We start from the raw sequence: 25,661 nt of genomic DNA on the forward strand, positions 1-25,661 counted from the left end.
TTCCATAAAGAAAAGAAAAGGGCCTGCTAAGAAGCCCTTTTTTTACATCACTTGACCTATTGTCCGTCTTTGGCAAGACGGAATCCGCTGAACTGCCACCTTTTTTCCGGAGGGAAAAAGTTTCTGTATGTCAAACGAATGTGGGAGGCAGGGGTCGCACAAGAGCCTCCTCTTAACACCATTTTATTACTCATAAACTTTGCATTATATTCTCCTAATGCACCCTCCAAAGGGCTGCTTTTTGGATACTGGGTATAAGGGCTTCTTGTCCATTCCCACACATCTCCAAACTCTTTTCCACTTTCCTTCTCTCCAAAAGATGAGGGGTGAAGCAGTCCAGATTCTAAAAAGTTGCCTTCATAGTCGTTATTTCTGAAAGCCCATTCCCACTCCTGTTCTGTCGGAAGTCTGTACCCTGCCCACCTTGCGTAGGCGTCTGCTTCGAAATAGCTGATATGGGCGACAGGCTCACTTGGGTTCACGCTCTCTACTCCTCGGACCGTATACGTACGCCATAATCCCTCTTCTTTTCGCCAATAAAGGGGGGCCTTCCAGTCATTTGTTCGTACTAGATCCCATCCTTCTGCAAGCCAGAGTTCAGGTCGCTCATATCCTCTGTCCTCTATAAACTCCATAAATTCTTTGTTTGATACAGGGCGGGATGCAATAGAAAAAGCATGCTGCCAATGTTTATGGACAGGCCTTTCATTATCAAAGGAAAAATCTTTGTTATTCGTGCCGATTTCACTTATTCCTTCTTCAAAGCTGTGCCATTTTATTGGCGGAAGAATTGATGCAGGTCTCTTCTGCGTCTCTTCCTGTAAGTATGGGTACTCCAGCGGGTGAATAGAATAATTATATTTTATATCTGTTACCAGTAATTCTTGGTGCTGCTGTTCATGATTGATCCCTATAATCATTAATTCCTTTATTTTATCTGGTAAAATTTCCTCGGTGGTCAACATCTCTATAATTGCTCTATCAACATAATTTCGGTATTTTACGATTTCTTGTACGGTTGGCCTTGAGAGAAGCCCCCTTTGGGGTTTTGGAAATGGGGTGCCGAGCGATTCATAGTATGAGTTAAACAACCGGTGATAATTTTTTGAAAAGACTTTGTACTCCCTTTTATAGGCAGTTAAAATCATCTGCTCAAAAAACCAGGTCGTATGGGCAAGATGCCATTTTGGGGGACTCACATCTTCATGGGACTGAATAACAAAATCTTCAATTTCAAGAGGCCTTACAAGATTCATTGTTTCTTTTCGGGTTTTAGTATATTTATCTATAAGGGTGCTAACTTCACTGGTCATAAATACTTGTTTCGTACTCATATAGACCTCCTTGCTTGTTTATTTTAATAAATAATGGTCTATACCCTTCCTCAGATTTTCTATAACCTTTCCTTCCTGATTGAAGCAAAAGGATTAAAGTAGTTATGAAAAGGGAAAACCCTTGTTAAATAAGACGTGTGGGGTGTTAATCGTGAGTAAAGAACAAATAAGACAGTTGGACGGTTCCGGCAGAATCGTCATACCTAAAGAAATTAGAGAAGAATTAGAACTAAATGACCAGCCGCTTCGTATAAAAGAAGATAAAAGGCGAATATCAGTAATAAAAACAAATTTAGAAGAAACGGAAGAAAAGCACGTAAAAACCCTTGATGATGAAGGACGTCTCCTTCTCCCAAGCGATCTAAGAGATTATATTGGGTGGCAAAAAGGCGTAGAAATAACATTTTCAACAGACAAGGATACAGTGATTCTCCAGGAGGCCAATGAACAATGTATTATATGCGGGCGCAGCGATGCCTACCTCTATCCAGTAAAACAGCGCCTGCTATGTGAAGAATGTCTGGTAATGGGAAATCAGGAAGCGATAGAAGCATGGAAGACAAACCTTAACCCAATCTTTGAGAATTACTTTGATCATTGTCACGATAGTATAGGAAATGAAGAAAATCGCAAACACATTCTTCAGGCAAGAATGGACGGAAGACGCTTGAAGACAGTCTTGGAATTTATAGGCGTAGATGAAGACAATGAGCTTCTTGAGCAAATTAAAAAGTCTTATCAGTTATTAGGAGATGTAGGGAAGTATGATGTCTTTGTTACAGACCTGGAAAAAATGAATGAAAACAAGGAAGAAAGTGATGAGGACATTCCTGAGGTTTATGAAGAGTTAACTTCTTTCGCGCAAAATAAGCGTAATGAATCTCAAGAAAAACTGAATAAAAAACTTCCAAAAACAGTAAATAATGACTTAAAGAAACAGTGGGAAACATTTCTGAATGAAGGTCTTCCTGAGTATGTAAGAGGAATCGATACTAATGAGAAACTTAAAGAGGAAGAAGATAAGTTCCACAAAAAACTTGAAGAATATAAAAAAGCGAAAGAAGAAGACGCTTCTTTAGAAAATGGCCTGCCAGTGATTAAAGGCGTATATGTGCAAGCAAAGCATTTGCGTTCTTTATACACTTTTCTTAATAAAATGAAAGATGGAGAGTATGAAGACAAAGTAAACGAATATGAGGAAATACAAAAAGAATTTGGAAAGATCATCAGCCTTCGTGACAGACTTGACCGTATCGATAAAGCGAGAAAGAAAGCTAAACTGTCAAAGAGTAAAGTAAAAGAAATTAAAAAAGAAATTAAAGGGGATTTGGAAAAGGAATTAAATGAAGTTTCGGGGTAAATAAGAATATCTGTTTAAGATGACATTAAGGCTTTGCTATATGCTTCTTGTGCTGACTTCCCTATTCCGTTTCCTTTTCTGATAGAGAGTTTGTTGTCTGGAGCTTTTCATGCCCATTCATTACGCCATTATTTATCCTTCCTCTAACTAAAAAGGATGAGCAGCTGCTCATCCTTTTTTACGTATTTCCAACAGCGGGAATAGGGAATTGTTGAAACATACGAGCAAAGTGAATCAGGTTATACGACATCATTTTTGTGTTTTTCTTCGTGAATTCACTGTCTTGTCCGGCTTCCATATAAGACGGTCCCGGCCCCGCTTCTCCAACCCAATAAGCAAGGGAATTAGGAGGGATCGTAAAGCCGATATTCGCCATTCCAAATAAAATGGACTTACCCGCTTCTTTTGCTCCGTCTTCATTTCCAGTTACTAAGCACCCAAATACTTTATTATAATAGATCGCCTGTCCTTTTTCATTTGTTTCCCCGCTTTGAGCATATAAACGTTCCATGACTAGGGATGCTAAGCTGCTCTTTTCCCCGTTCCATATCGGGGTCCCAAGAATAATGATGTCTGCCCCCTTCACCTTTTCCATAAGAAGAGGCCACTCGTCGCCATCCCCCATGTCATCGCTTATACCCGCTATAATAGTATAATCCGCTATACGAACCACTTCAGTCTCAATGTTTTCTAATTTCATCCATTCTGAAGACTTTTCAATTAACGCTTCTGTATTGGAAGGTTCGTTACTTTTTTTTAAAGAAGTGTTTATATATAACGCTTTCAGCCTTTCCATAAAGCATCTCCTTTCCTTTCGCCAGAGGAAATAGGGTTTTGCTATCAATTCCCGTCTTAATCTTACTTATAAACGTTAGAAAAAAAGTCCACAAAAAAAAGATTTCTTCTTTGTTGAAAGAAAAAATCTTTGTTCTACTATGAAAAAGTATCTATACACAAAAAACCCCTATAAAGGGGTCAGCCAGAGGCCCAAAGTGTTCTATAAGCCATGTTTTGTCCCTTTGTGCTCCTGCGGTTTATCACCTTGCACTTAGGGGGCAATCATCTATCTGCAAAAGGAAATGCTTTTCCTTTTGCCCTTCCCTTTAGTTTAATTCCTGCAGGAAGGCGCCCCTACCATAATTTTGGGTTTCTCGCTCGCGGGGTTTACCTCGTTCCACTCTTCCCATTTCTGGCAAGACTCCGTCACTGTGGCACTTTCAGGATATTCACACCTTATTCATTTTCATGAACGTAGGTGTTTTCTCCGCCGTCAGTTCAGCTAACAGCCAAACTGCCCTGACTTATTGTTTGGTCAGGCACGAACACTACAGCCGTCTCAGGCTGTGCGAGCATGGACTTTCCTCTGCGCAAATTACGCAGCGATTGCCCGAACACTTTGAGCATCATTTTTTGTGACAGATATAAATATAACATATCCTGAAAAACAAAACAAGAGAAACCGATCATTTGTTTCCCTTGGATTTGCTTACCGCTTCTTTTGATAATTGATCGGCTGCTTTGTTCTTTGTCGATGGTATCCATTTGACAAAACATAAATCCAGCTGATCGCTCAATTGTAATGCTTCTTCAAGTAAGTCCTGGTATTCGCTCTTTTTAGTGTATCTTTTTTCGAATGACTCATCAACAAGCTTTGAGTCAGTTGAAAACGAAACAACATGCCACTGATTAGCGACACAAAGCTTTAATCCTTCAATAAGGGCATAAAACTCGGCTTCGTGATTCGTGGCCTGGCCTAGTGGGATACTGTAGCGTTCCACCTCGCCATCGTTTTTTTTAACAAAGACACCTGCACCGGCAGGGCCAGGATTACCGGCGCTCGCACCATCAATAAAAAGCTTGATCAAAGAAAGTGTTTCCTCCTTACAATCCTTCTCATTCCCATTAAATGATCTTTTCCCGCCAGGATTTTCCTGAAAGCCCCTGCGGAGCAAAGGAATCAGGATAATCATGAAAGTATGGAATAGAAGCCCTTGTCTTTTTTACTAATGAAAGATCCATATCAGCATACAAAATCGTTTCTTGTGTTTCTTGTGCTTTGACGAGAATGGAGCCGTCAGGGGCAGCAGCTTGTGACAAACCGCACGCTCCTTCCCCTATCCGGTTCACTCCAGCCACAAAGCAAAGGTTATCTAGAGCCCTGCAAGGAATCTGTATTTCCCACCTGTTCTTTCCTTCCTGGCTCCATACAGAGGGGCAAATAATAAGCTCTGCTCCTTGTAAAGCAGCAGCCCTTGCTGGTTCGGGAAACTCTAGGTCATAACAAATTAGTAAAGCTATTTTTCCAAACCTTGTATCAAAGGGAGTGAAATTCCCGAAACCTGCTTTAAAGATGTGCTTTTCCTTTCCCCAAAGCATCGTCTTTTGACTTGAGAAAAATTGCTTCGTTTTCCCATCAATGAAAGAACTCGTAATGTACAAACCGCTTTCTTGCTGCTCGGGATAAGAAATAACGAGTCCTGCGTCCACTTCCCTGCTTTTCACTGCCAGTTTTTCTAAGGCAGAAGACATTCGTTCTGGGAGAGCTGCTCTGGAAAACTCATCTTGAGATAAATGGTACCCGCTTAACACGAGTTCAGGAAAAAGGATGAGGTCAGCCCCTGCTGAGGCTGCTTCCTCTATAAATTGAATGCATTTACTTACATTTTCCTCCACTTCCCCTGGCTGCACATTCATCTGCACCATGGCAGTAGAAAGAAGCTTATTCATATAACTTTTTTCCAAACACTTCTTTCTCCAGGTTTGACAACCGTTTTAAAATATCATAATTAGTGCTTCCGGTAGTTTGAGCTGGCTCTTGTTTTGCTTGTTGTACAGGCCCTTCTGAAACAGGCTGCTTTTTATACTTGCTTACTTCTTTTTCAAGCTCATCAATTCTTTCTTGAAAAGCTTCATAATCTTGAATAATGGTATCTAGGTATTGATCAACTTCATCTTTATTGTAACCTTTCATGCTTGTTTTGAATTCTTTATCTAAAATGTCTTTTGCGCTTAATTTAATTGGCTGCATATCGTTTCCCCCGCCCCTGTTTTAATCATAAAACGTTCACTTTATATTTTTTCAAAAGAATGAAAAAAAGTCAATTTGCTCTTTCCCTATCTTTCACAATATATCTTTATTCCCAATAATCACGTAGTCTTTCATTTTCTTCCTCAACCGTTTGCTGTAGGTCATCAGGCGTAATAAAGTAAATGGGATACTCCTTATGGGCAGCTTTGATTTCAGCCGCCTTTAAGTAAAAGGAAGGCGTACCAGGCTGTTCTTCATGATAGAGGAGTAAAAGGCCGTCTGTTTTTGTAATAATAAAGTCATTTTTGGCTTTTAACTGGGCCGGACCCTCATATTCTTTTTTAGAGATGACATCAACAAAGTCAGCTGCTTCCAATAAAAGCTGGTACTGTTCTTGCTGATTCTCATTCCATATCTGCTTCTGGTTATAAAAAGGAGCCAGAATGGCCAGTTTAATATGCGGGTATTCCCTTTTCAGCTCACTCACCACTTCTCCTGCCCACAGCTCAACTCCTGGCTGTCCTGATATAACTACCCAAGTCAGTCCTTCCTCAATGAAAGAGATCAGTTTCCCTTCAAGAGTCTTTTTTATATAATGAATTTCTTTTGCATCCTGCTTAAAAATACCTAATTCATGAGGCTTATAGCCACTTACAGCTAAAACGTCCATCCTTCTCCTCCTGAGCTTGTCTACAAAGTAAAGGAAACATAACCGGCATAGTAATAAATTATGCCGGCTTGTTGGTATGACTTAAAAAAACTTTGGCCTAGTATGGCATTTAGGTGCAGGCATATGGGCTCCAGCTACTTGTGGTCCCATTGGTCCTTTTTTCCCTGGCATGTGGGCTCCAGCTACCTGTGGTCCCATCATCCCTGGTCCTGGCATGTGAGCGCCAGCTACTTGCGGTCCCATCATCCCTGGTCCTGGCATATGGGCGCCGGCTACTTGAGGGCCAGGCGCACCCGGTCCGGCAACAAAATGCTGATGAGTAATTTGATCTACCGCAGATTCAGTATGCGGGAACGAATGAAGATGCTTATAGTTATGATGCGTTACATTCTTTGTGTGGCTTGGGTGCACTTCTGGAACAATATACTCACAGCAATGATGTTTTACATGACACTTGGTTGGATGCATAACAGTCGGCAAAACTTTTGGTCTTGGTCTGTGGTGTCTTCCAAACATGTTTAATTGACCTCCTATATCAAGTTACTATCAACCTATGTAGGAGCCGGTGAACTTGTACTAGGGAATTCACCTAATTTCAACACTTTCTTCATTCGCTCAGCGACAAAAACTACGTTTTTCCCTAAAAATTGACTTTTCTTTGTCAATTAAAGAATGATTAAAGGGAAATAACACTTTTTTTGCGCTTACCCGGGAAATATCAAGGGACTTGCCTCCAAAATATTTCCTTGCTACCCCTTTTTTATTTTTCCTTCAAGCCTGTTGATCCGTTTCGTAAATTCCTCATTATTGCCCAGTGCCTTATGACTTTTTACAATTCGCTGTCTTTCCTTCCAATATTCAAGGGAGCGGCGGGTATAATAAAGAGCCTTTTCATAGTCTTTTCTGTTATGCTCGTAAATTTTTGCAAGCTCTATAGAGGCTTCTGAGACAAAGAGCCCTTTACGGTCCTCTACCTTGTGGAAATAATACACTGCGTTTTCCAGGTCTTTTTTCTTTTTATAAAGCTTTCCAAGGTAATATAAAGCTTCAGCATTTTCGCCTCTGCTGAATGTTTCTGCTTTATGGAAGCATTGTATCGCGCGGTCGATATTTCCTGTACTCTCATGCCAGCGTCCAATTTCCAATGCCTCACGTTGATCCGATCCCTTACTGATTATTCGCTTGGAAATATCAATATACAGAGATATTAAAGATAAAACATCCCACTCATTGTGAGTCAGGATCCCTTTTATAATCTCTGGGTGCCCTTCTTGTAAATAGTCAAAATACAGCATTGGAGCAAGGTATCCAGGAGTATCATCCAGCCTTTTGAATTGCAGGATTTCTTTTTCAACCTGAGACAGCTTACATGATTCGAGAGTATGCTTAAAAAGCCTCCTCACTCCATGTAAAAGATCATAATGCCCAAAGGAAGGCAGCTTTGGAACCTCATTTCTGACAAATGTATGTCTCGTTTTTACTTGAGGCCAGTCAAAGGACTTGCCATTATAGGTAACCAGATGATCTAATGAGGACACTTCACTCAGGAACGTATGGTACAAAGCAACCTCCGCTTCCGGTCCAGGGAGAAAGTACTGTTTGACTATGACCTGGTCCTTTTGGACGCATGCTGTCCCTAAAAGAAAGATAGTATTTCCCGCTCCACCGCTTAAGCCTGTCGTTTCCGTATCAAAAAATAAAAGCTCTTCAGGATTCATAAAAGAAGGATTCAAAGGGTGCTCATATGCTGTCGTCTTCCACTGCTGAAAAACATCATACAATTCTTTAAACTGATATTTTCCATGGAAATGAGACAACGGATAGACAACCGTCCGTAACAGCATGTATTCCCCATCCAAAAAACGAGGATACGTATCAAATCTCTCCCATATTTCCCGGTGAGAGACTTCCTTTTTTTCCTTATCCTCCTTGTCGGTTTCTTCAGGAGGGAAAACAGTCCGCTGCTTATCTTTGCTATTTATTTCTTTGGCACCAAGATGAGATTGCATTCTTTTCAACTTGTTTTTAAGACCCATTGATGCCCTCCTTGAGCAGTAAATTCAGTAAACGAAGAGTGAAATTTTTGGAATCTTCCCCAAGGTTTAAATCTGAGCCGACACAGGATGGGCATCCGCTTTCACAAGGACAGGCCTTAATCAGCACCCTGCATTCTTGAAGAATCGTGTCAAAATCCTTATATACCTGGTCAGACAAACCGATACCTCCAGGATAACGATCATATAAAAAAATGGTTGGAAGCTCTGAATGAGTAGCTTTCATTTGAGGAACAACATGCAGGTCACTTTGGTCGCACATGACATGTACAGGAGCAACGTGCCTTAATACATTCGCTGTCCCCATCAGCCCCTGTTCCAACGGTTCCCTTCCAAATTTTTCCAAAACATTTTTTGAAAAGCTTACCCAGCAGGAACTGGTATGAAGCTCCTCCTCAGGCAGATGAATGGGGCCCGAACCAATATTTTCAAAGGTGGAAAGCTTAATTTTCTTAAAAATGGTTGCTTTGGCGTTCACCATCACATCCCCAAATCCGCTTTCAAAAGAAGGAGAGAGAGAGTTTTTATCCATTTCCAGCACCTTGAGCTCAACAGCTAAATTTGCGTCTGTATAATACTCAACCTGTACTTCTCTAACATAAGCTTTCTTTTCTTCCCAGTCTAATTCTTCTACTTGGTATTGAACCCCTTGATGAAGATAAATGGCTTCATCATGGAGCAGAGTCATTGCGCTGAAACGATCCATTTCCCCAATCACTTTCACATTTGCCACATCAGACTGGTCAATAATAATGACGTTTTCCTGGGAAGCCGAGCGCAGACTGATTCCGTGTGCCGGAAAAGTGTCATTCATCCAGTACCATTTCTTACCCCGGTGGTGAAGGACCTGCTCTTCTTCCAAGTATTCAAGAACCTCTTCAATTTCCACGCCATCAAAGGTTTCTCCTTCCTGAAATGGAAGCTCAAAAGCCCCGCATTTCAAGTGGTCTACCAATATAACAAGGTTATCTGGGTGAATGCGGGCGGTCTCCGGACTTTTTTCAAAAAAGTAATCAGGATGCTGAAGAATGTACTGATCCATCGGTGTGGAACTTCCCACAAGAAGAATCAAGGATTCATCCTTCCGTCTGCCTGCTCGGCCTGCCTGCTGCCAGGCACTGGCAATGGTTCCCGGGTATCCAGTCATGATACAAACTTGAAGCTGACCAATATCGACACCTAGTTCCAGGGCGTTCGTACTCACTACTCCCATAATTTCTCCCTGGCGAAGACCATGTTCGATTTCCCGCCTTTGTTTCGGCAGGTAACCTCCTCTGTAGCCACGGATCGTTTTCGGTCCCAGCTGCTTTTTCACCAGCTCCTGGAGATGACTTAAAATAATTTCCACTCTGACCCTGCTTTTGGCAAACACAATCGTTTGAATTTTTTCTTTTAAAAACATGGCTGCCAGCCTGTTCACCTCAGAAGTAGCACCTTTGCGAAGATTAAGAGCTTCGTTGACTACGGGAGGATTGTAAAAAACGAAGTGTTTTTTCCCCCTTGGCGCTCCATTATTATTTATAAGAGCCGTCGGTTTTCCAGTTAATGTTTCAGCAAGCTCCTTTGGGTTGGAAATGGTTGCGGACGTACTGATAAATACAGGGTCGCTGCCATAGTAGTTCGCAATTCTCTTTAAGCGTCGGATGACATTTGCTACGTGACTTCCGAACACCCCTCTGTACGTGTGAAGTTCATCGATGACAATATACTTGAGGTTCTCAAATAACGATACCCACTTTGTGTGATGAGGAAGCATCGCTGAATGTAGCATATCAGGATTGGTAATCACGACATGACCGGCTTTCCTTATAATCTGGCGGATATTGGGGGCCGTATCACCATCATAGGTATAGCTTTTAATTTGCACGCCCATTTCATCAATGATCTCATTAATTTCACTCTTTTGATCCTGGGCAAGTGCTTTTGTTGGAAAAATATATAACGCCCGGTTGTCTTCATTGTCAAGAATCGATTGAAGAACAGGAAGATTGTAGCACAGTGTTTTTCCTGAAGCTGTCGGAGTCACCGCCACAAAATTTTCACCTTCTGTAACCGCCTTGTCATAAGCTGATTTTTGATGAGTATATAGCTGGGTAATTCCTCTGTTTACCAGCGCTTTTTTTAACCTTGGATCAATGGTTTGGGGAAAATCTTCCGTTTGGGCCGGAGTTTCATCAATCGTATGCCAGTAGGCAATGTTTTCACTAATTTCTTTTGTCTGTTTCATATATGTGATTAATTCACGTAATGTTTGTTTTCTCATATACCGCTCACCTCTAATGCTTTTATTGTAGCGAATATATGTTTGACTTTCTATGAAAAAAATCTTAATCTACCGATCTTTTTCTATATTGATTCTCTAAAACAAAAAAAAGCCGCCCATCTTAGCATTTCCACTAAGCAAGCGTCTTTTTATGATGGATTTCTAGTTTTGTTCATTGCTGTCTTCATTCTTATCGTTCTTGGACCTTTCTCTTTTTCTATATGAGAAAGCTGTTTTATTCCTATTCTTTCTTCATAAAGAGTAAGTAATTCTTGATTGTTCAGCCGAATGAGCAGGTCACGGGGTATACCGCAAAAGATTTCAAGGGAAGAAACCATATCTTCACGCTGGATCGTTTTCACCTTTTCGCCTCCTATGAAAATTTTTCCTCCTGTCTCATTCTACTCCCCTAAACAACAGAATATTCTGATATCTATAAGCGGGATTGCCCTAAGGAGCGGCACGCATCCAACCCCTTAGGAAATACCACATTAATCTTTGGTAATCATCTTGATTCCTTCTTCCACAGAAGTTATTGGTTGTTTACAGACAAAGTCTTCACAAACATACAACGTGGGCTTTTCATTGTCAGGTTCAAAATCCCGAATAAAGGGGACAACTTCTCCTAAAGGCTCTTTTTGTCCAACGATATGAAAGGTAGATTCAGGATGATAATTTTGCTGCAGCTCTTTAATTAATGGCTCATAGTCCTCTTTTCTCTCCCCGGTAAAAAGCACTATTTCCTTCATCGGCATCCTAGGAAGGAGAACGCTTATCATAAAGTAAGCATGACCGGCTGGGTACCTGGCTAGGGATGGGGCGAAACTTTCCTGAAACTCACTTACGATTTTCTCGTAAGTTGTTTCCCCGGTCAGTCTGGCAAGCCTGAGGAATTGTACCGCTGCTACGCTTCCACCTGCCGGCATTGCTCCATCATACATTTCTTTAGGGTTTACAAGAAGCTGTTCCTGATCTTTTCCATAAAAGAAGAAACCACCGTTTTCATCATCCCAGAATAATTCAATCATGTCATCCGCAAGCTGTTTGCTTTTGGCCAGCCATTGGAGTTGCTGGGTTGATTCATACAGTTCAATATAACCCCATAGTAGATTAGCGTAGTCTTCGATAAAACCAAAATTAGCTGTTTCGCCGTCTTTATATCGAACCATCAGACGACCATATTCAAATAAATTCTCATCAAGAAAGACAGCTGCTTCCTGAGCTGACTTTGTATATTTACTTTCTCCAAAAGCACGTCCAGCTTTCGCCAAGGCTGCAATCATCAGACCGTTCCAGGAGGTCAGTATCTTATCATCTTTGTGGGGCCGGACTCTTTTGTTCCGATGTTCAAAGAGAGTTTTTCGAGCTATTTTCAGTCTTTCATTTACTTCCTCTTTACTGATGTTATATTCATCTGCTAGATATTGAGGATCAAACCGACGACTGTTAGGAATTGACTTTCCTTCAAAATTCCCTTCCTTTGTTATATCATAAGCGTTACAAAACAGTTTTCCCTCTTCCACCCCTAGTACGTCTATCACTTCCTTTGGCGTCCAGACATAAAATTTCCCTTCCACTCCTTCAGAATCCGCATCTTCTGCCGAATGAAAGGCTCCTTCTTCTCCTTTCATGTCCCTTAGGACATAAGAAAGAATATTCTCGGCAGCTTCTTTGAAAAGGTCTTGTTTATTCAATTGCCATGTTTCAATATAAGCAGAGGCAAGAAGAGCGTTATCATAAAGCATTTTTTCAAAATGTGGTACAAGCCACTTTTCATCAACAGAGTAACGGGAAAATCCTCCGCCTAAGTGATCATGAATGCCCCCTCTGTAAATGTTTTCTAAAGTTTTTTCTGTCATTTCAAGGGCTTTTTTCTCTCCTGATTGTTTATAATACATTAGTAAATATAAGAAATTCTGTGGAGATGGGAACTTAGGAGGAGCTGAAAACCCGCCATTCACAGGATCATACTTGCTTTCTAGCTGCCTGTAGGCATTATGAATAACGCTTTCTGGAACTGTTGCTTTGCGAAGGATTTCCTGGTTTTTTTGAAGAGCTTCTACTGCCTGTTTCCCGATTCGATTCACTTTTCCAGGATTGTTTTTGAAGATATCCGAAAGCTGTGTAATGACATCAATGAACCCCGGCCGTCCGTACCTTGATTCTTTGGGGAAATAAGTGCCTGCGTAAAAAGGTGTCTGATCTGGATTTAAAAAAACATTTAGCGGCCAGCCTCCACGTCCTGCCATGGATTGACATACACTCATGTATATGGAATCAAGGTCAGGTCGTTCTTCACGATCAACCTTAATTGATATAAAATGATCATTTAACAGTGCTGCCAACGCTTCATCTTCAAAACTCTCACGCTCCATAACATGACACCAATGACACGTGGAATATCCTATGCTTAAGAACACAGGCTTGTTTTCTTTCTTCGCTTTTTCAAAAGCTTCCTCGCCCCACGGATACCAGTCCACAGGATTGTAGGCATGCTGTTGTAAATAAGGGGATTTCTCATGGATCAGGCGGTTCGGTGTCCGGTTTTCGCTGTTTGTATTCATAAATACCTCCCGATGTCTTCATAGTTTTATTTTCTTTACCCTTGGCTGGACCCTTTTTAAAACAAAAAAGAGCCACTCTCTCATCTTGTAATAAGACAGCAGCGGTTCAAATTCCCCTTCCTTTCATGGAAGGGCTTAATTTATAGATATATTACATTTAGAATTATTTCTTCCCTTTCCTTATTTCTTTTTCCGGCTCACTCTTTTAAAATACATAATCTGTTTATATTGCGTTTTATCTTTTAAGCTTCGAAAGCCCCCTAATAAAGGCCAGCGATTCAATTCAAAGATATAAAGCTTACCTGTCGGGTCCATGCCAATATCGACCCCAAAAATTCTTTGACCGGGAAAGGAGGTCCCTAACGTCTTAGCCGCTTTGAGAGAAACACGTTTTACCTCCATCATTTTTTCGCTTTTGTTTTTTAAATTAATCTGAGGAAGAGCCTTATCAACTGACAGAGCCCTCCCATTGTTTTTTCTATTGGTAACTTTAAACCCCCGTCCGGCCTGGCGGACAATTACTCCGTTTACGACCCAGGGATCTTTTCTGCTTTTTCTTTGGACAATAATTCGAAAATCAAAACGACGTCTTTTTATTTTAGCTAGATTGATTTCCTGCTGGATGATGAACCTTTTTTTCTTTGATGCTTTCCGGATATATCGGTACGTGGAGTGTCTACTTGAGAAGACTTTATATTTTTTATTTAAATGAACATAATACTTTCCATTACGGTTGGTCACAAAATATATTCTTTTCCCTTGCTTTCCATTGTTAGGTTTAATGACAACAGTTTTGTACTTTTTTATCATATGCTGAAAATTTTTCGAATTAAACATTCTGGTTTCAGGAAGAGAAGAGCGAAGGTTTTTATTTTTTCTCATTGCTCTATACATTTTATATTTATTTCTCCCTTTTAAACGAACGGCCATATAGTTACCAACCCTTCCTTTCATTAAAATAAATTATCCACTTATTTCTTTTGTTTAAATCTTTTCATTCTTCTTGATTGACGTGGGGAAAATCCTTTGAAAGAAGGATTACGGTTAATTTCAAAAATATGGAGTGAACCATCTTCTTTAACGCCAATATCAATGCCATAGATTCTTTTTTTAGGATAATACGAGTTCAGGGATTCAGCTGACCTTATGGATACTTGTTTCAATTTCCTTAAAAGATCTTCATGCATATAGTCAGGAAAGCTGCTCCCTTGCATAGCTTCTATAAAAGTGAAAACACTTCCGCCTTTACTGGCATTGGTTACTTTTCTCCCGGCACCAGCGACTCTTACTTTATAAGCTGTCGCTACCCACGGAGAACGAAAAGTTTTTCTTTGGATGATTACCCTCACATCAAAAGGTCTTTTATGAATCTTTGCTAAGTTAATCCTTTTTTGAATAATGTAAGGCCTTTTGCCTATTCTTTTTCCCATGAACTCATAAACAAGATCACTGGTAGAAAAATAGCGTTTCTTCCTGTACACCTGGACCACAATCTTCTTTTTAGATTTTGTAACAAAATATATATTTCGAGCTTGCAAACCGTCATTTGGCTTTATAACTATTTGCTTATATTTTGATAACATGCTTTGAAAATTATTTCTGTTCCACCGTTTTGTAAATACTAGATAGGGTCTCACCTGCTTTGCTTTTTTCAGAGCCAAATACAACTCCCATTTATTTCTCCCCCTTATTTTCTTCAATGCTTACCCGTCCTTTCCTATAGCTCTCCTTACATATCCTTTTTTAGTGTATTGGTAAGAAGAATGAAAAGGCAGGGTATTTGAACATGGTATTTGATTCATTTTATCTTTCTCTTACCTGCCACCAGAAAAACCCAGGCACAACTTGCTCCTTCCCCACTGTTCTCAGGAATCTTCCAACAGGTCAGCTATTAAATAGGATATATAACTATATTTATCAAAGTAAGCGTTTAGCCGGTTCAAATCTTGTTTGCCTTTCATTTACTATGATAGAACTTCCAAGGGAGGTGAATTTCATGGGACTTCGCAAAGGAAAAAAGAAAAAGAAAAAGTAAAAAGCTTATAGCTGAGAGGATATGAGCCAATTGTCCTTCTCCCTTTTATTACAGCTTACTAACTTCGTGCACTCTGACCACTCATTCTTCAAACCTAGCAGCCTTTTTTAAAAAAGAAAGAATAGCAATATAAACAACCAATTTTTATAGAATAAACATTTAGCCGGATCATTTCCCTCTCGAAAATCATTAACTATTTGTAGATAACAAGAAAGGAGGTGAGTTAAATGGGACTTCGTAAAGGTAAAAACATGAAAAAGCATGCAAAAAGAGGCATGAAAAAAGTTTATCTAAGAAACTTTTTTAAAAGAAAGCATTCCAAATAGTCGATAAATTAACAGGACTCCTGACCCAATGGGGTTAGGAGTCTTCTCTGTCTGCTAATTTTATTAGTTGCTTTTTTATGATGTTTTCTGCGGGTGAAATCATACAAAAAGAGATAAATTCTTGAAAGAGAGGTTACTCACATATGAAGGTTACGAGAAGTAAGTGGGACATTTATCGTGTATTAAAAGAGAACAAAGAACTGCGTCCATACCTCCCTAAAACTAGACTTTTTTCCAAACAAAATGTAGACACTTTCTTGAATAGATACCAAAAAGTAATCATAAAACCAATTCACGGAAGGTTAGGATATGGAGTCATCAAATTATCTATGCTGCCCAAGGGGAAATACAAGCTGGAATTTGAAGATTACTACGCAGTTCTTCCTACTAAACATGAAATGCATAAAGTTTTAATTGAAAAAATCGGTAACGAAAAATATATAATTCAACAATATATTCCTTTAGCTAAAATAAACAAACAGCCATTTGATATTCGTGTCATGCTGCAACGGAGTGCAACACCAGAGTGGACGATTTGGACGATCACAGGTAAGGCTGCAAAAATTGCCTCCCCAGGGTACGTGATTACTAATTCTGCCACAAAAGTACTTCCTGTAAAAGAAGCAATAATGCGTTCTAATATAAAGAATAAAACACCAAATAAAACAACCTCTCAAATAAACAGTGTTTCTCTCAGAACTGTTGAACAACTTTTTTCCTATTCCACTAAAAACTACTCAGCTATTGGATTAGATATAGGAGTTGATAAGAAAGGGAATATATGGATTATAGAAGCGAATTTAAAACCAAATACTTCTCTATTTCGTTTATTAAAAAACCCTAAAATTTATAAAAGAATAAAAGGTTATAAACAAAAATGGAAACAATATAAAAAGAGCAGAGTATAACCTTCCATTTTATCAATGGAGGAACCTCTGCTTCTTCATACAACAAAGATTATCTTTGGTATGGAATATTTAATAAGTCCGGGACGGTAACGAACTCATAACCTTGCTCTTGTAATACAGGGATGATTTCACGAAGAGACTCAATGGTTTCTGTTCTATCCTCTTCTGCCGGAGCGCCGTCATGCATCAAAATAATCGCTCCAGGATGAATGTCTTCAAGAACATTCTGAGCAATTTCCTGAGGACCGATGTTCTGCCAGTCTAAAGAATCAACGGACCAGGCAATGACAGAGTATTCCAGTGCCTGCAGCTCTTCAACTAATTCATCATATAAAAATCCATAAGGAGGACGAAATAGTGTTGTCCGGTAGTCAATAATTCCCGCCAAAGTATCTTCTGTCCGTGTCACTTCATTAACCAGTGTTTCAATATCGCCTTCTTCTACTAGGTCCGGATGCCAAAATGTGTGATTTCCCACAACATGCCCTTCTTCTGTAATTCGTCTTGCAAGTTCAGGTGATTCTTCAGCTCTTGCACCCATTAAGAAAAAGGTTGCCGGTATATTATATTCAGCTAATATATCGAGAATTTCTGGTGTGAACCTTGGATCCGGACCATCATCAAACGTTAAAGCAACTCTGTTTTCCGTGGTTGGTCCATGTAAAAATACTGTATCTGGATAACGGGCCTGCAGCTCATCAAGCCCTAAAGGCTCCTGAACACGCTGATCTGCTTCACTGCCACCTTTAAGCTCAGGGATACCTTGCTCAGAATCGCTTGCTTTATCCTTTTTCCACCACCACTGGACTTCTTCATTTTGTGTGGTTGTATTTTCCTGTGCCAAAGCTTCACCAGTTAAAAATCCAACACATGAACAAGTTAATACAAAAAAAAGCAGGATAAAAATAATATTCTTTTTCATAGATCTGCCCTCTTTTCTTCTAGTCTTGGAATTAGTTTATCTCCCCCGTGCAGACCTATTCACTGAAAATGGGTGTGTTGGTTAATTGATGAATCAGTCAGCAAAGGCATTATTTATAAAAGGGGGCAAAGGTACATACCTGCTTGCAGCTGCGCGTTTGCTCAAGAAGGGAAGATCACTCAGCCACATAGATTGCCTTATTTATGTCGATAAATATGAGCTTGTTGCGAAATCATCTGGTATCTTCGCTCACCGATAGAGCCCCTGTAAAAGCTTTTAGAGTTCTTTAAACCTGGAATAAACCGTAGTTAAAAAATTCAAGTCTTCATCCTTAGTTCTCAGCCACTCATGCATTTCTTCTCCATCCAATAACACAAAGGCGTCATTTGATAGGAATGCCTCACGATCTGCAATTTCACTTTGTATTTTGTTTATTTGATACAAAAGAGCCTCCTTAGCTTTTATTGAATCTTGTTGGTTTGAAATAACAAACTGATCAACCTCCTCTTTTGTATGTGAGCCATTTAACAACTGTATAATATCCTGGTTTTCCATCCTGCTTTTCACCCTTTCTCTTTATCTTTATCTTTTGCAGAACTAAACCGCTTATTCTTACTCACTCCAAGACAAAAATAAATTTTGTAAAGGTGTAACTGTTTACCCATCCCGTTTTGTCTGAAGGATAATCCTATGCTTTCTTTTATCCTTTGTATAAGCAAAGTGACTTGCTGAAAATAGATTCATCCTTTGCGATGATTTTAACTAAAAGCTCTCTATCCTCTACTGGTAATAAACTAAGATCATCAATCGTTGTTATTCACTCATCCTTTCTTTGCGGTCAATATTTACTACCATCAATTACGCACTTTTACCAGGAAAGAAAACCACTCCTTTTATTAAAATGATCATATAATAAAATAACAAGAGAATAGCAGGAGGGTTATAAATGGGCAGGATAAATATCCGAGTAAACAATATGTCTGATAACAGCTCCATAAACTTTGGTAACACCGTACATGAGGAGCAGCAGGCATTTGAAAAATCTCAAGGGGGAAATCTCGTTGTCGGGGACAGGGCGAAGCTAGTTGCCAAGAATAAAAACAAATTAATTGATCCTGATGGAAAAGATATGACAAACATAGAGGTTACTTTTGATTCAAATTCTAAAAACGATTGAGCCTTTACATAGGCTCTCCTTTTGTTACAAATATTCGTCTTTTTATAATGGTGCCTGGCACCCGTATTGGTTGTAACACTATTGGAACAATCGTTTGAGTTCGCGGAGAAAAAAGCTGTTTTATGGTTCACTCAGATTCTGAGTCCCACGCCACCCTTGCCTTTATCACAATGACCTCCACCTTTGTGGACTTGGAACCTAGAACGTGTAAAAATGCCGGCTACACAATAAAGGTAGGAGGAAATGTTTATTTCGTCCTACCTTTATTTGTCAGTACCATGTTAGTTGATGAATGACGTCAGGAACAAAGCGGCAGAAAGCGGTAACCGTTATATATGTTATATCCCTAAATTTTCACATTATCATAACGAAGATATCCTACGCTCCCCGGCCACAACAAGATAATAGATTAAGGTATAAACATTTTTTTCATTTTTTCAATAGTCGGTTTCATTTGTAAATAGGAGCCGTTACTGTGCCACAAACATTTGGGTCCAGTATGACCCGTTCGCTCCTCCTTCGACGTACCCTACTCCAATATGTGTGAAATCTGAGCGCAAGATATTATCTTGGTGCCCAGGAGAAGCCATCCATTCTTCTACTACTTGTTCTGGAGAAGTTTGTCCTGCAGCCAAATTTTCCCCTGCTCCTTGAAAATTGATTCCTTGAGAAATCATCATGTCAAAAGGGCTTCCATAGGTTGGGCTATTGTGAGAGAAGTAGCCTTCATTCCTCATATCCTCCGACTTTAAGTGGGCCACTTTAGATAGTTTGTCATATTCTTCCAAAAGATTCAGTCCATGATGATCCCGCTCTTCGTTAGTCAAGCGAATAACTTCTTTGACAAAGCCTCCTTGGCCTTCTTCCGGTGAGTCGTTATAAGTAGGGGACTCTTCTGCACTCTCTTGATATGGAAGTTGAATCACTTGTTTGACGTAGATAACCTCTGCATCAACGATATCTGGGTTGACCTTCAAAATATCTTCTATCGTTACATCATGTTGCTGAGAGATACTCCACATTGTATCCCCGGGTGCTACTGTGTGAGTTGTTTCTTCCTGCCCAAAAATTGTCGTGGGAATAAGTAAAAATAGAGCTATTATCCAAAACACTTTTGCCACTTACCTTCACCTCCGTAAAGTGAAAAAACAAGTCTAAAGATTTTAAGACATACAATCATAAAAGTTTAAGATGAAAAATATGGATTGTTTCTTCATTCTAGTATACTATTTTTCTTACTATATCAGGGAAACTTCTCTTGACTCTTCCCTCGCTCCTTTTATACCCATTTCACCATTTTTATGGTGATTAAACAGTAATTTCCTATATCTTCCTATTGTTTTATAGATTTTTCCCCTTGTTCCTCACAGTTATTCTATGAGACTCGTTTCCAAGGGGCGAAGGTCCACCTTAAAATTCCACCTCGCTATGTACACCCTGCCTCCGGCTAACTACCACAACGCTATTACTTATGCCAACCACATTATAGTAAGAGAAGGGAGGCCCCTTCTCTTCAAAGTTTTTAATCCTATTTCCATCTTACAAATTTAAGAAGCGCCCATTCCCCCATCAATTCGATACTGGGCTCCGGTTATGAAAGCACTGTCTTCTGAAGCGAGAAAGAGAACAAGCTTAGCAATTTCGTGAGATTCCCCATATCTGCCAAGAGGAATAGACTTTGCCAGCTCACCTTTTGCTTCTTCAGCATGTCCAGGGTTAAAGCCCTCTTCCAAAGACCGCATCATTCTCGTTTCTACAGGAGACGGATGAATAGAATTCACACGAATATTATGAGGGGCAGCTTCAAGTGCTGCTGTTTTCGTTAAACCAATCACTGCATGTTTTGAAGCTACATAAGGTGCAACACCTGGGCTCCCCATAAATCCTGCAACAGAAGAATTATTTATAATACTTCCTTTTTCTTGTTTCATCATGACTGGTAATACGTACTGGAGGCCTAGAAAAACTCCCCGTACATTTACACCCATAGTTTTATCAAAGTCCTCAATATCTTGAGCTATAATTGGTGCCACTTTCCCTTCAATTCCTGCATTATTAAAGAATACGTCAATCGAATCAAACTCATCCAATGTTTGCTCCACGTATTTTTTTGTGTCCTCTTTCTTTGACACATCAGCCTGAATGGCAATAACTGTTCCATGTTCTTTTAATTCTTTCTCTGCGCTGACAATTAGTTCTTGATTAATGTCAACGATGGCTACTTTAGCACCTTCTTGTAAGAAATACTCAGCAGTAACCTTTCCGATACCGTCGGCTCCACCAGTAATTAAAACTACTTTATCTTCAAACTTTCTCATTTTAAACACTCCCCTACTATTTTTTCATTTCCTACAGTTTTCTGAAGTCATATTAAAATTAACACAGCTGGCGTTTTGATTTTTGTGAGGATTGTCACTCGTTTTTATTCTTACTACTATTCTTTTAAAATTTAATCTTTTTTTGCTACACGAGTTGCTCACAATAAAAAACGCAGAAGGTTTGTGCACTCTGCGTTTTATAATGAAGCGAAATAAAACTGGATCATAGTTTATTTAAAAGTATGGTAAATGAGTAATTACTTACTGAACGTCTCTTCTTGCAGCTTCCTAATGTTACAAAATTTTGTCAATTTATATTTTTTGAATTTTCTGCCCAAAATGTTTAACAAAAATAGTATGATGTATGTATGTTACAAAGGAGGTGTGCCAAATGAAAAAATTTCTGTTTGGTGGTCTAGCTATAATTATAGGAGCCGTTGCTGTTCTTGCCTTAAAAAATAAGGATAAGGAAGGCAAACAAACTGAAGGAGAACAGTCCTCAGTTTGGGTCACTCAAGAAGATGTAGCATAGTAATACTTAAAGATACATGGATAAGAGAAGGTGCTCATAAAAGCACCTTCTCTTATTGTCAGTTTTATATCCATCTATTCTTGGTTTCCTTGCAAATGTTTTTGAATAAAAGCTTCTGTTTTTTCTTCATTGAAATAAACTTCATAACCCTTTTTCTGGTAGACTTCTTGCAATTTACCGTTGGAGGAATCCCCGGCAAAAGAAATTTCTCCTTCGATCTCTAATACCTCCCATTCAGTTGCCTTTTCTTCTAGCACTTGAAGCACCATCTCTTCATATCCAGGGTCCTGGGTGGTTCTTTTTATATTTTCAATCAAATATTTTTGTAAAGGTACGAGGTGATTACCTTTTACTTCGAATATAAAATTTCTATCCCTACCCGCGTATGATTTTAAATACAGGTTGTCGTCTTTTGTGAAAACCGCTACAAATTCCCTGTGCTTTCCTTCTATGTTTATCTCCTTTATACAAAAGAAATCGAATCCTTCCTTGGCAGTGGATATTAATTCTGGTACAAAATCTTTTATACGAGAGATTTCACCTTGCAAATTTTCAATATTTTGTGCTTGTTTTTTATTTTCTTGTTCCAGTTTCATCATTTTTTCGTTTTCCTTTTGAAAAACTGTACCTGATATTTTGTCTTTGAGATCATTTATTCTTTGATTTAGATCCATAATCTCTACACTCCCTTATTCCTGCTAATTCCTATCTTAATGCTTTTCTTTTTTTCTGACTACTATTAACATCATACAGGCTGTTAATTCCCCTTAGCCACTACCTGTCAGAAAGAAATATACAAATTAAAAGCCATAACATCCCCATAAAAAAATTCCTGGATTCATCCAGGAATTTTCTCAGATAACATATTTATAGAAAAATAATTAAGTCATTTTCCAACAAGGGTTTTCAATTGGGAAAACGTGCGGTTTACCCAATTTTCTTTCATTGCTGCCTCATCTTCTGAATCGGTGAAAGCTATTATTTCTCCCAATCGGTTACATTTACCATACACGGTCTTACCTACATAAATATCTTCAGGCAGTTCATCAACAGGTGCAATAATTTCTTTTTCTCCAATGACCAAAACAGCATGTTTGCCTTGAACAATTCCTTCAATATGTCCCTGTACCATGCAGGTACCCCCTTTTTCTTCTATACTTGCTATCTAAGCTTTCATCCAAGATCCCTCTGAAGACAAAAAGTGAAACTCTCACCTTACCAATTCGATTTAAGATACCCTAATTCCTTCTTTCCTTTCCTTATTTTTCATTTTATTTGAAATATTTGTTTTATTCTAATGCTTTCTAGTCTCTTATCCAATAGAGCTGCCTATCAAAAAGAAACCTGCACTTCATAAGCGCAGGTTTCTTTCTCTTCCATTCTAAAAGGCGGGGATAACCAAGCCTTTTGTCTTGTTATTATCTATTGATCATATGGTAATCGTTAATCATTTCAAGCACAGTCTTCTCTTCTTTCACAGGAGTAAATCTTCTCTCGTTTGTCTTCTTTTCTGTTGTTTTCATTTTGTCTCTCTCCCTTTTAATTAATTTTCTGTTTTTTTGGTTAATTTTATTATATGACGTTGTTATAATACAGTCAACAGTTTTTTTAGATTTTATATAACAAAATAGCTGTATTATTTTTTGTTTACTCATTCTGTTACTTAACACATTGTTTGTCATTCACAACGTGTAATAATACATAAAAAAAGCCACCCGTATAACGGATGACTTATTATTCTTCGGTTGATTTTTTCTTTCCAAAGTAAAGCAGACCCACTAACAGCCAGGCAACCATTAAAACGGCTGCGATAATTAATACGGTTTCTGGACCAAACAAGATAATGAGCGGTACTGATGAAGCAGTAAAGAGTCCTCCTCCAACAATAATGTCCAGAAATAGTTGTTTATAGCCAAAGCCTTTTAGAGCCGGGCTTTTTTCTTCTGGGTCTGTAATGTTAATCATTAACAGCCCTGCAGCCGACATCCCCATAGCTTGGGCAAAATCTCCGATAGCTCTCTCAAACCAATAGTCTGGCATAATGCGAGGAGCAATAAATAGTAAAGCTAATACATTCCACAAAATTGCTGCAACAGACATAATGATAAATGGGACAAGGTATTCACCAATAACTGAAACAGAAAGAGTAGCAAGAGCGGAAACAATGAGTAAATCAAGAGCAAACCCTTGAATCCTGGAAATCATTTCCCCGTCTATGGTTCTGTGCTTAATAAATTTGTCCATAAATAACTGTACCACTACAGCACCTATCATTGCCAAAGGGAAGAGCGGCAAATAACTCATCAGTTCTACTCCAGTGGCGGGCCCCCATGTAAATCCTTCTAATAAAATCAGACCTTCCAGCAATAAAAAACCAATAAGTATGGCAAGTCCTATATAAGCAAAATGAGCTGTTAATGGTTCAATAAATTCAGGCCGAGTCGTTTTCTTACCTGCTGATTCCTGGTTCTCTGCTTTGATAAGGCCCACTTTCTTTTCTTCGGAAAAGTTCTCCGGGTTATCAATTATTTCAGTTCTTCCTTTTCTTGCTGCCCAGTTAACAAGCACCATTCCAATAATAACACCTGATAGTACTCCAACTGTCGCAAAACCAACTGCTAAATCAGTCCCTTCTTCAAAACCAACGGCTTCAAAAGTTCCCGATAAACCTGCTGCAGTCCCATGACCGCCAACAAAGCTAATTTCAAGCAAAGCACCAGCTAAAGGATTCATACCAAAAACAGGTGTCAAAAAGAATAGTACCAGCGAAATTCCAACAACATATTGACCCCAGGACAGAAAATGGGCGAAGGTTATTTGCGGACCGGCTACATTCCACACTTCCTTTACATGAGGAATGGTTTTCCCTAGAAATAATGAAGCGAAAATAACATTAATAAGCAGTTCGGGGAGAACTCCCCAGACTTCAAGAATTGGTTCAGGAAAAAGACCTCCCTCATACACGAGGTTCACTTCACCTGGAACAAGCAGTCCAATCACTTCGGGGCCAAGAAAAAGAGCAAGCAAGCCTGCAATAATTGAGCTTGGTAAAAAAATTTTTTGCAAGGGGGTGACATACACTCTTATGAGCTTTCCAAGGATCAACAAGATCCCGAGGAGTAAAAAGCTAAAACCCACTACATCTGGTGACAAATCCATAGTTTCTTCACCTACTGTATGAAGTTTGATATCTTTTTTACTCTTTCCACTAGTTTTTTTTAGTGAAACCTATTAAAGCCTGACAAATAAATCGCCAGGCTTCCATGGAATTACTCGATATGTTGATCTATTGTTTCTACCAATTCAACAATTTCAGGTTTGCTGATTTGAGCACTCGCTCCTACTTTTTCTCCTTTATGAAACAAATCCTCGGTAATCAAAGAACTAAAGATAATGACAGGCAAATCACTAAGCTTCTGGTCCCTTCTAATTTTGTATGTTAAATGGTGCCCGTCCATTTTTGGCATCTCCAGATCAGTAATCAATAAATCACAATGGCTGCCCGAATCGAGAAATTCCCATGCGTCCTGGCCATTCTCAAAAAAGCTTAATTGCGTGTATCCGGCTTCTTGTAATGTATCCTCAAGCATCTTACGCAAAATAGGCGAATCCTCAGCTATCGCTATTTTTTTGCTGGAGCGATCTCTGGGTTCCAGAGCCTTTAATTGATCCATATGTATACCTACCTGAGGGGAGATTTCCATTAGAATCCTTTCATAGTCCAGTAACAAAGCAATCTCATCTTCCAATTTAATTACGCCTATCGTTTGAATGTGAGATCCTTGAGAAAGTTCACTAGGTTTTTCTATTTGCTCCCAGGAAATACGATGTATTCGCGATACACTCTGGACATGGAAAGCCACCTTTACTTTATTAAGTTCCCCAATAATAAACTTGTCTTGGTTAGGCTCCGGTGAAGGAGGGTACCCCAGAACCTTCGCTAAATTAACAACAGGAATAACCTCCTGCCTTAAACGGAACACTCCTTCCACGTACTGATGATGCTGGGGGGTTTTTGTGACAGGAAGTGGCTGGATAATTTCTCTAACTTTTAATACATTTATTCCAAATGTTTCCCCTCCTACCTTATACATGACTATTTCCAATTCATTTGTTCCACTTTCAAGGAGTATATTTGATTGGCTTGTTTCTTTCATACCCTCACTCATC

25 protein-coding genes and 1 other RNA gene are annotated in these 25,661 nt (G+C 39.2%); 4 read left to right on the forward strand and 22 right to left on the reverse strand.

Features of this window, described 5'->3' with window-relative positions; all coding sequences use genetic code 11:
- Positions 1–56: 56 nt before the first annotated feature.
- Entirely contained in the window at positions 57–1,334 is a 1,278-nt protein-coding gene (gene egtB / locus CEF17_RS08040) for an ergothioneine biosynthesis protein EgtB (protein ID WP_232725460.1), read from the reverse strand.
- Positions 1,335–1,485: 151 nt separating this feature from the next.
- On the opposite strand from egtB, the gene CEF17_RS08045 reads away from it, so the two are divergent.
- Complete coding sequence (locus CEF17_RS08045; protein ID WP_100399080.1) at positions 1,486–2,694, forward strand: AbrB/MazE/SpoVT family DNA-binding domain-containing protein; 1,209 nt, start codon at positions 1,486–1,488, stop codon at positions 2,692–2,694.
- Positions 2,695–2,872: 178 nt separating this feature from the next.
- On the opposite strand, the gene CEF17_RS08050 is transcribed toward CEF17_RS08045, so the two are convergent.
- The 13 genes from CEF17_RS08050 to CEF17_RS08110 all read right to left on the reverse strand — a co-directional run bounded on the left by CEF17_RS08050 (position 2,873) and on the right by CEF17_RS08110 (position 14,973).
- The gene (locus CEF17_RS08050; protein ID WP_100399081.1) at positions 2,873–3,490 is read right to left on the reverse strand and encodes a flavodoxin family protein; all 618 of its coding nucleotides are present in this window, start codon (positions 3,488–3,490) and stop codon (positions 2,873–2,875) included.
- Between the two features lie 199 nt (positions 3,491–3,689).
- Positions 3,690–4,089: RNase P RNA component class B (gene rnpB / locus CEF17_RS08055), an RNA gene on the reverse strand.
- Positions 4,090–4,157: 68 nt separating this feature from the next.
- Positions 4,158–4,664, reverse strand: coding sequence for a reverse transcriptase-like protein (locus tag CEF17_RS08060; protein WP_332835289.1), 507 nt, complete (start codon positions 4,662–4,664; stop codon positions 4,158–4,160).
- Positions 4,597–5,421 (reverse strand): carbon-nitrogen hydrolase family protein, encoded by an 825-nt coding sequence (locus tag CEF17_RS08065; protein WP_232725461.1) that lies wholly within the window; start codon positions 5,419–5,421, stop codon positions 4,597–4,599. The genes CEF17_RS08060 and CEF17_RS08065 overlap by 68 nt, the downstream gene beginning before the upstream one ends.
- Positions 5,414–5,722 (reverse strand): cell division regulator GpsB, encoded by a 309-nt coding sequence (gpsB, locus tag CEF17_RS08070; RefSeq protein ID WP_100399084.1) that lies wholly within the window; start codon positions 5,720–5,722, stop codon positions 5,414–5,416. Before gpsB ends, CEF17_RS08065 begins: the two co-directional genes overlap by 8 nt.
- 106 nt (positions 5,723–5,828) lie before the next feature.
- Positions 5,829–6,392, reverse strand: coding sequence for an SLOG family protein (locus tag CEF17_RS08075; protein ID WP_100399085.1), 564 nt, complete (start codon positions 6,390–6,392; stop codon positions 5,829–5,831).
- An 81-nt stretch (positions 6,393–6,473) separates the two neighbouring features.
- Entirely contained in the window at positions 6,474–6,908 is a 435-nt protein-coding gene (locus tag CEF17_RS08080) for a spore coat protein (protein WP_100399086.1), read from the reverse strand.
- Between the two features lie 233 nt (positions 6,909–7,141).
- Positions 7,142–8,428 (reverse strand): ribonuclease H-like domain-containing protein, encoded by a 1,287-nt coding sequence (locus CEF17_RS08085; protein WP_100399087.1) that lies wholly within the window; start codon positions 8,426–8,428, stop codon positions 7,142–7,144.
- Entirely contained in the window at positions 8,418–10,709 is a 2,292-nt protein-coding gene (locus CEF17_RS08090; protein ID WP_100399088.1) for a DEAD/DEAH box helicase, read from the reverse strand. Before CEF17_RS08090 ends, CEF17_RS08085 begins: the two co-directional genes overlap by 11 nt.
- A 149-nt stretch (positions 10,710–10,858) precedes the next feature.
- Positions 10,859–11,071 carry a hypothetical protein gene (locus CEF17_RS08095; protein ID WP_100399089.1) on the reverse strand — a complete coding sequence of 71 codons (213 nt, stop codon included), beginning with the start codon at positions 11,069–11,071 and terminating at the stop codon, positions 10,859–10,861.
- Positions 11,072–11,200: 129 nt separating this feature from the next.
- Positions 11,201–13,273: a thioredoxin domain-containing protein gene (locus CEF17_RS08100; RefSeq protein ID WP_100399090.1), complete on the reverse strand. Its 2,073-nt coding sequence runs from the start codon at positions 13,271–13,273 to the stop codon at positions 11,201–11,203.
- Positions 13,274–13,453: 180 nt separating this feature from the next.
- The gene (locus CEF17_RS08105; RefSeq protein ID WP_100399091.1) at positions 13,454–14,227 is read right to left on the reverse strand and encodes a YheC/YheD family protein; all 774 of its coding nucleotides are present in this window, start codon (positions 14,225–14,227) and stop codon (positions 13,454–13,456) included.
- Between the two features lie 17 nt (positions 14,228–14,244).
- Positions 14,245–14,973: a YheC/YheD family protein gene (locus tag CEF17_RS08110; RefSeq protein WP_100399092.1), complete on the reverse strand. Its 729-nt coding sequence runs from the start codon at positions 14,971–14,973 to the stop codon at positions 14,245–14,247.
- A gap of 804 nt (positions 14,974–15,777) precedes the next feature.
- Here CEF17_RS08110 and CEF17_RS08120 point away from each other — a divergent pair.
- Positions 15,778–16,542: a YheC/YheD family protein gene (locus CEF17_RS08120; RefSeq protein ID WP_100399094.1), complete on the forward strand. Its 765-nt coding sequence runs from the start codon at positions 15,778–15,780 to the stop codon at positions 16,540–16,542.
- A 49-nt stretch (positions 16,543–16,591) separates the two neighbouring features.
- Here the strand turns inward: CEF17_RS08120 and CEF17_RS08125 are convergent, their stop codons facing one another.
- Entirely contained in the window at positions 16,592–17,464 is an 873-nt protein-coding gene (locus tag CEF17_RS08125; RefSeq protein WP_100399095.1) for a polysaccharide deacetylase family protein, read from the reverse strand.
- A gap of 276 nt (positions 17,465–17,740) precedes the next feature.
- Positions 17,741–18,031 carry a class-II aminoacyl-tRNA synthetase family protein gene (locus tag CEF17_RS08130; RefSeq protein ID WP_232725462.1) on the reverse strand — a complete coding sequence of 97 codons (291 nt, stop codon included), beginning with the start codon at positions 18,029–18,031 and terminating at the stop codon, positions 17,741–17,743.
- A 379-nt stretch (positions 18,032–18,410) separates the two neighbouring features.
- On the opposite strand from CEF17_RS08130, the gene CEF17_RS08135 reads away from it, so the two are divergent.
- The gene (locus CEF17_RS08135) at positions 18,411–18,641 is read left to right on the forward strand and encodes a spore germination protein (protein ID WP_100399097.1); all 231 of its coding nucleotides are present in this window, start codon (positions 18,411–18,413) and stop codon (positions 18,639–18,641) included.
- 470 nt (positions 18,642–19,111) lie between these two features.
- Here the strand turns inward: CEF17_RS08135 and CEF17_RS08140 are convergent, their stop codons facing one another.
- A complete protein-coding gene (locus tag CEF17_RS08140) occupies positions 19,112–19,762 on the reverse strand; it encodes a CAP domain-containing protein (RefSeq protein ID WP_232725463.1) in 651 nt (216 codons plus the stop codon).
- Between the two features lie 426 nt (positions 19,763–20,188).
- Positions 20,189–20,959, reverse strand: coding sequence for an SDR family NAD(P)-dependent oxidoreductase (locus tag CEF17_RS08145; RefSeq protein WP_100399098.1), 771 nt, complete (start codon positions 20,957–20,959; stop codon positions 20,189–20,191).
- 391 nt (positions 20,960–21,350) lie between these two features.
- Between CEF17_RS08145 and CEF17_RS19970 the strand changes: the two genes are divergently transcribed.
- The gene (locus CEF17_RS19970; RefSeq protein WP_157842982.1) at positions 21,351–21,491 is read left to right on the forward strand and encodes a hypothetical protein; all 141 of its coding nucleotides are present in this window, start codon (positions 21,351–21,353) and stop codon (positions 21,489–21,491) included.
- A gap of 74 nt (positions 21,492–21,565) precedes the next feature.
- Here CEF17_RS19970 and CEF17_RS08150 read toward each other — a convergent pair whose 3' ends face one another.
- The 4 genes from CEF17_RS08150 to CEF17_RS08170 all read right to left on the reverse strand — a co-directional run bounded on the left by CEF17_RS08150 (position 21,566) and on the right by CEF17_RS08170 (position 25,648).
- Positions 21,566–22,165 carry a hypothetical protein gene (locus tag CEF17_RS08150; protein ID WP_100399099.1) on the reverse strand — a complete coding sequence of 200 codons (600 nt, stop codon included), beginning with the start codon at positions 22,163–22,165 and terminating at the stop codon, positions 21,566–21,568.
- Between the two features lie 212 nt (positions 22,166–22,377).
- Positions 22,378–22,623 (reverse strand): hypothetical protein, encoded by a 246-nt coding sequence (locus CEF17_RS08155; RefSeq protein ID WP_100399100.1) that lies wholly within the window; start codon positions 22,621–22,623, stop codon positions 22,378–22,380.
- A 602-nt stretch (positions 22,624–23,225) separates the two neighbouring features.
- Entirely contained in the window at positions 23,226–24,650 is a 1,425-nt protein-coding gene (locus CEF17_RS08165) for a sodium/glutamate symporter (protein WP_332835290.1), read from the reverse strand.
- A 110-nt stretch (positions 24,651–24,760) separates the two neighbouring features.
- A complete protein-coding gene (locus CEF17_RS08170; protein ID WP_100399102.1) occupies positions 24,761–25,648 on the reverse strand; it encodes a chemotaxis protein in 888 nt (295 codons plus the stop codon).
- Positions 25,649–25,661 lie beyond the last annotated feature (13 nt).

Source organism: Bacillus sp. FJAT-44742, assembly GCF_002797315.1.
Classification (GTDB): domain Bacteria; phylum Bacillota; class Bacilli; order Bacillales; family Marinococcaceae; genus Thalassorhabdus; species Thalassorhabdus alkalitolerans.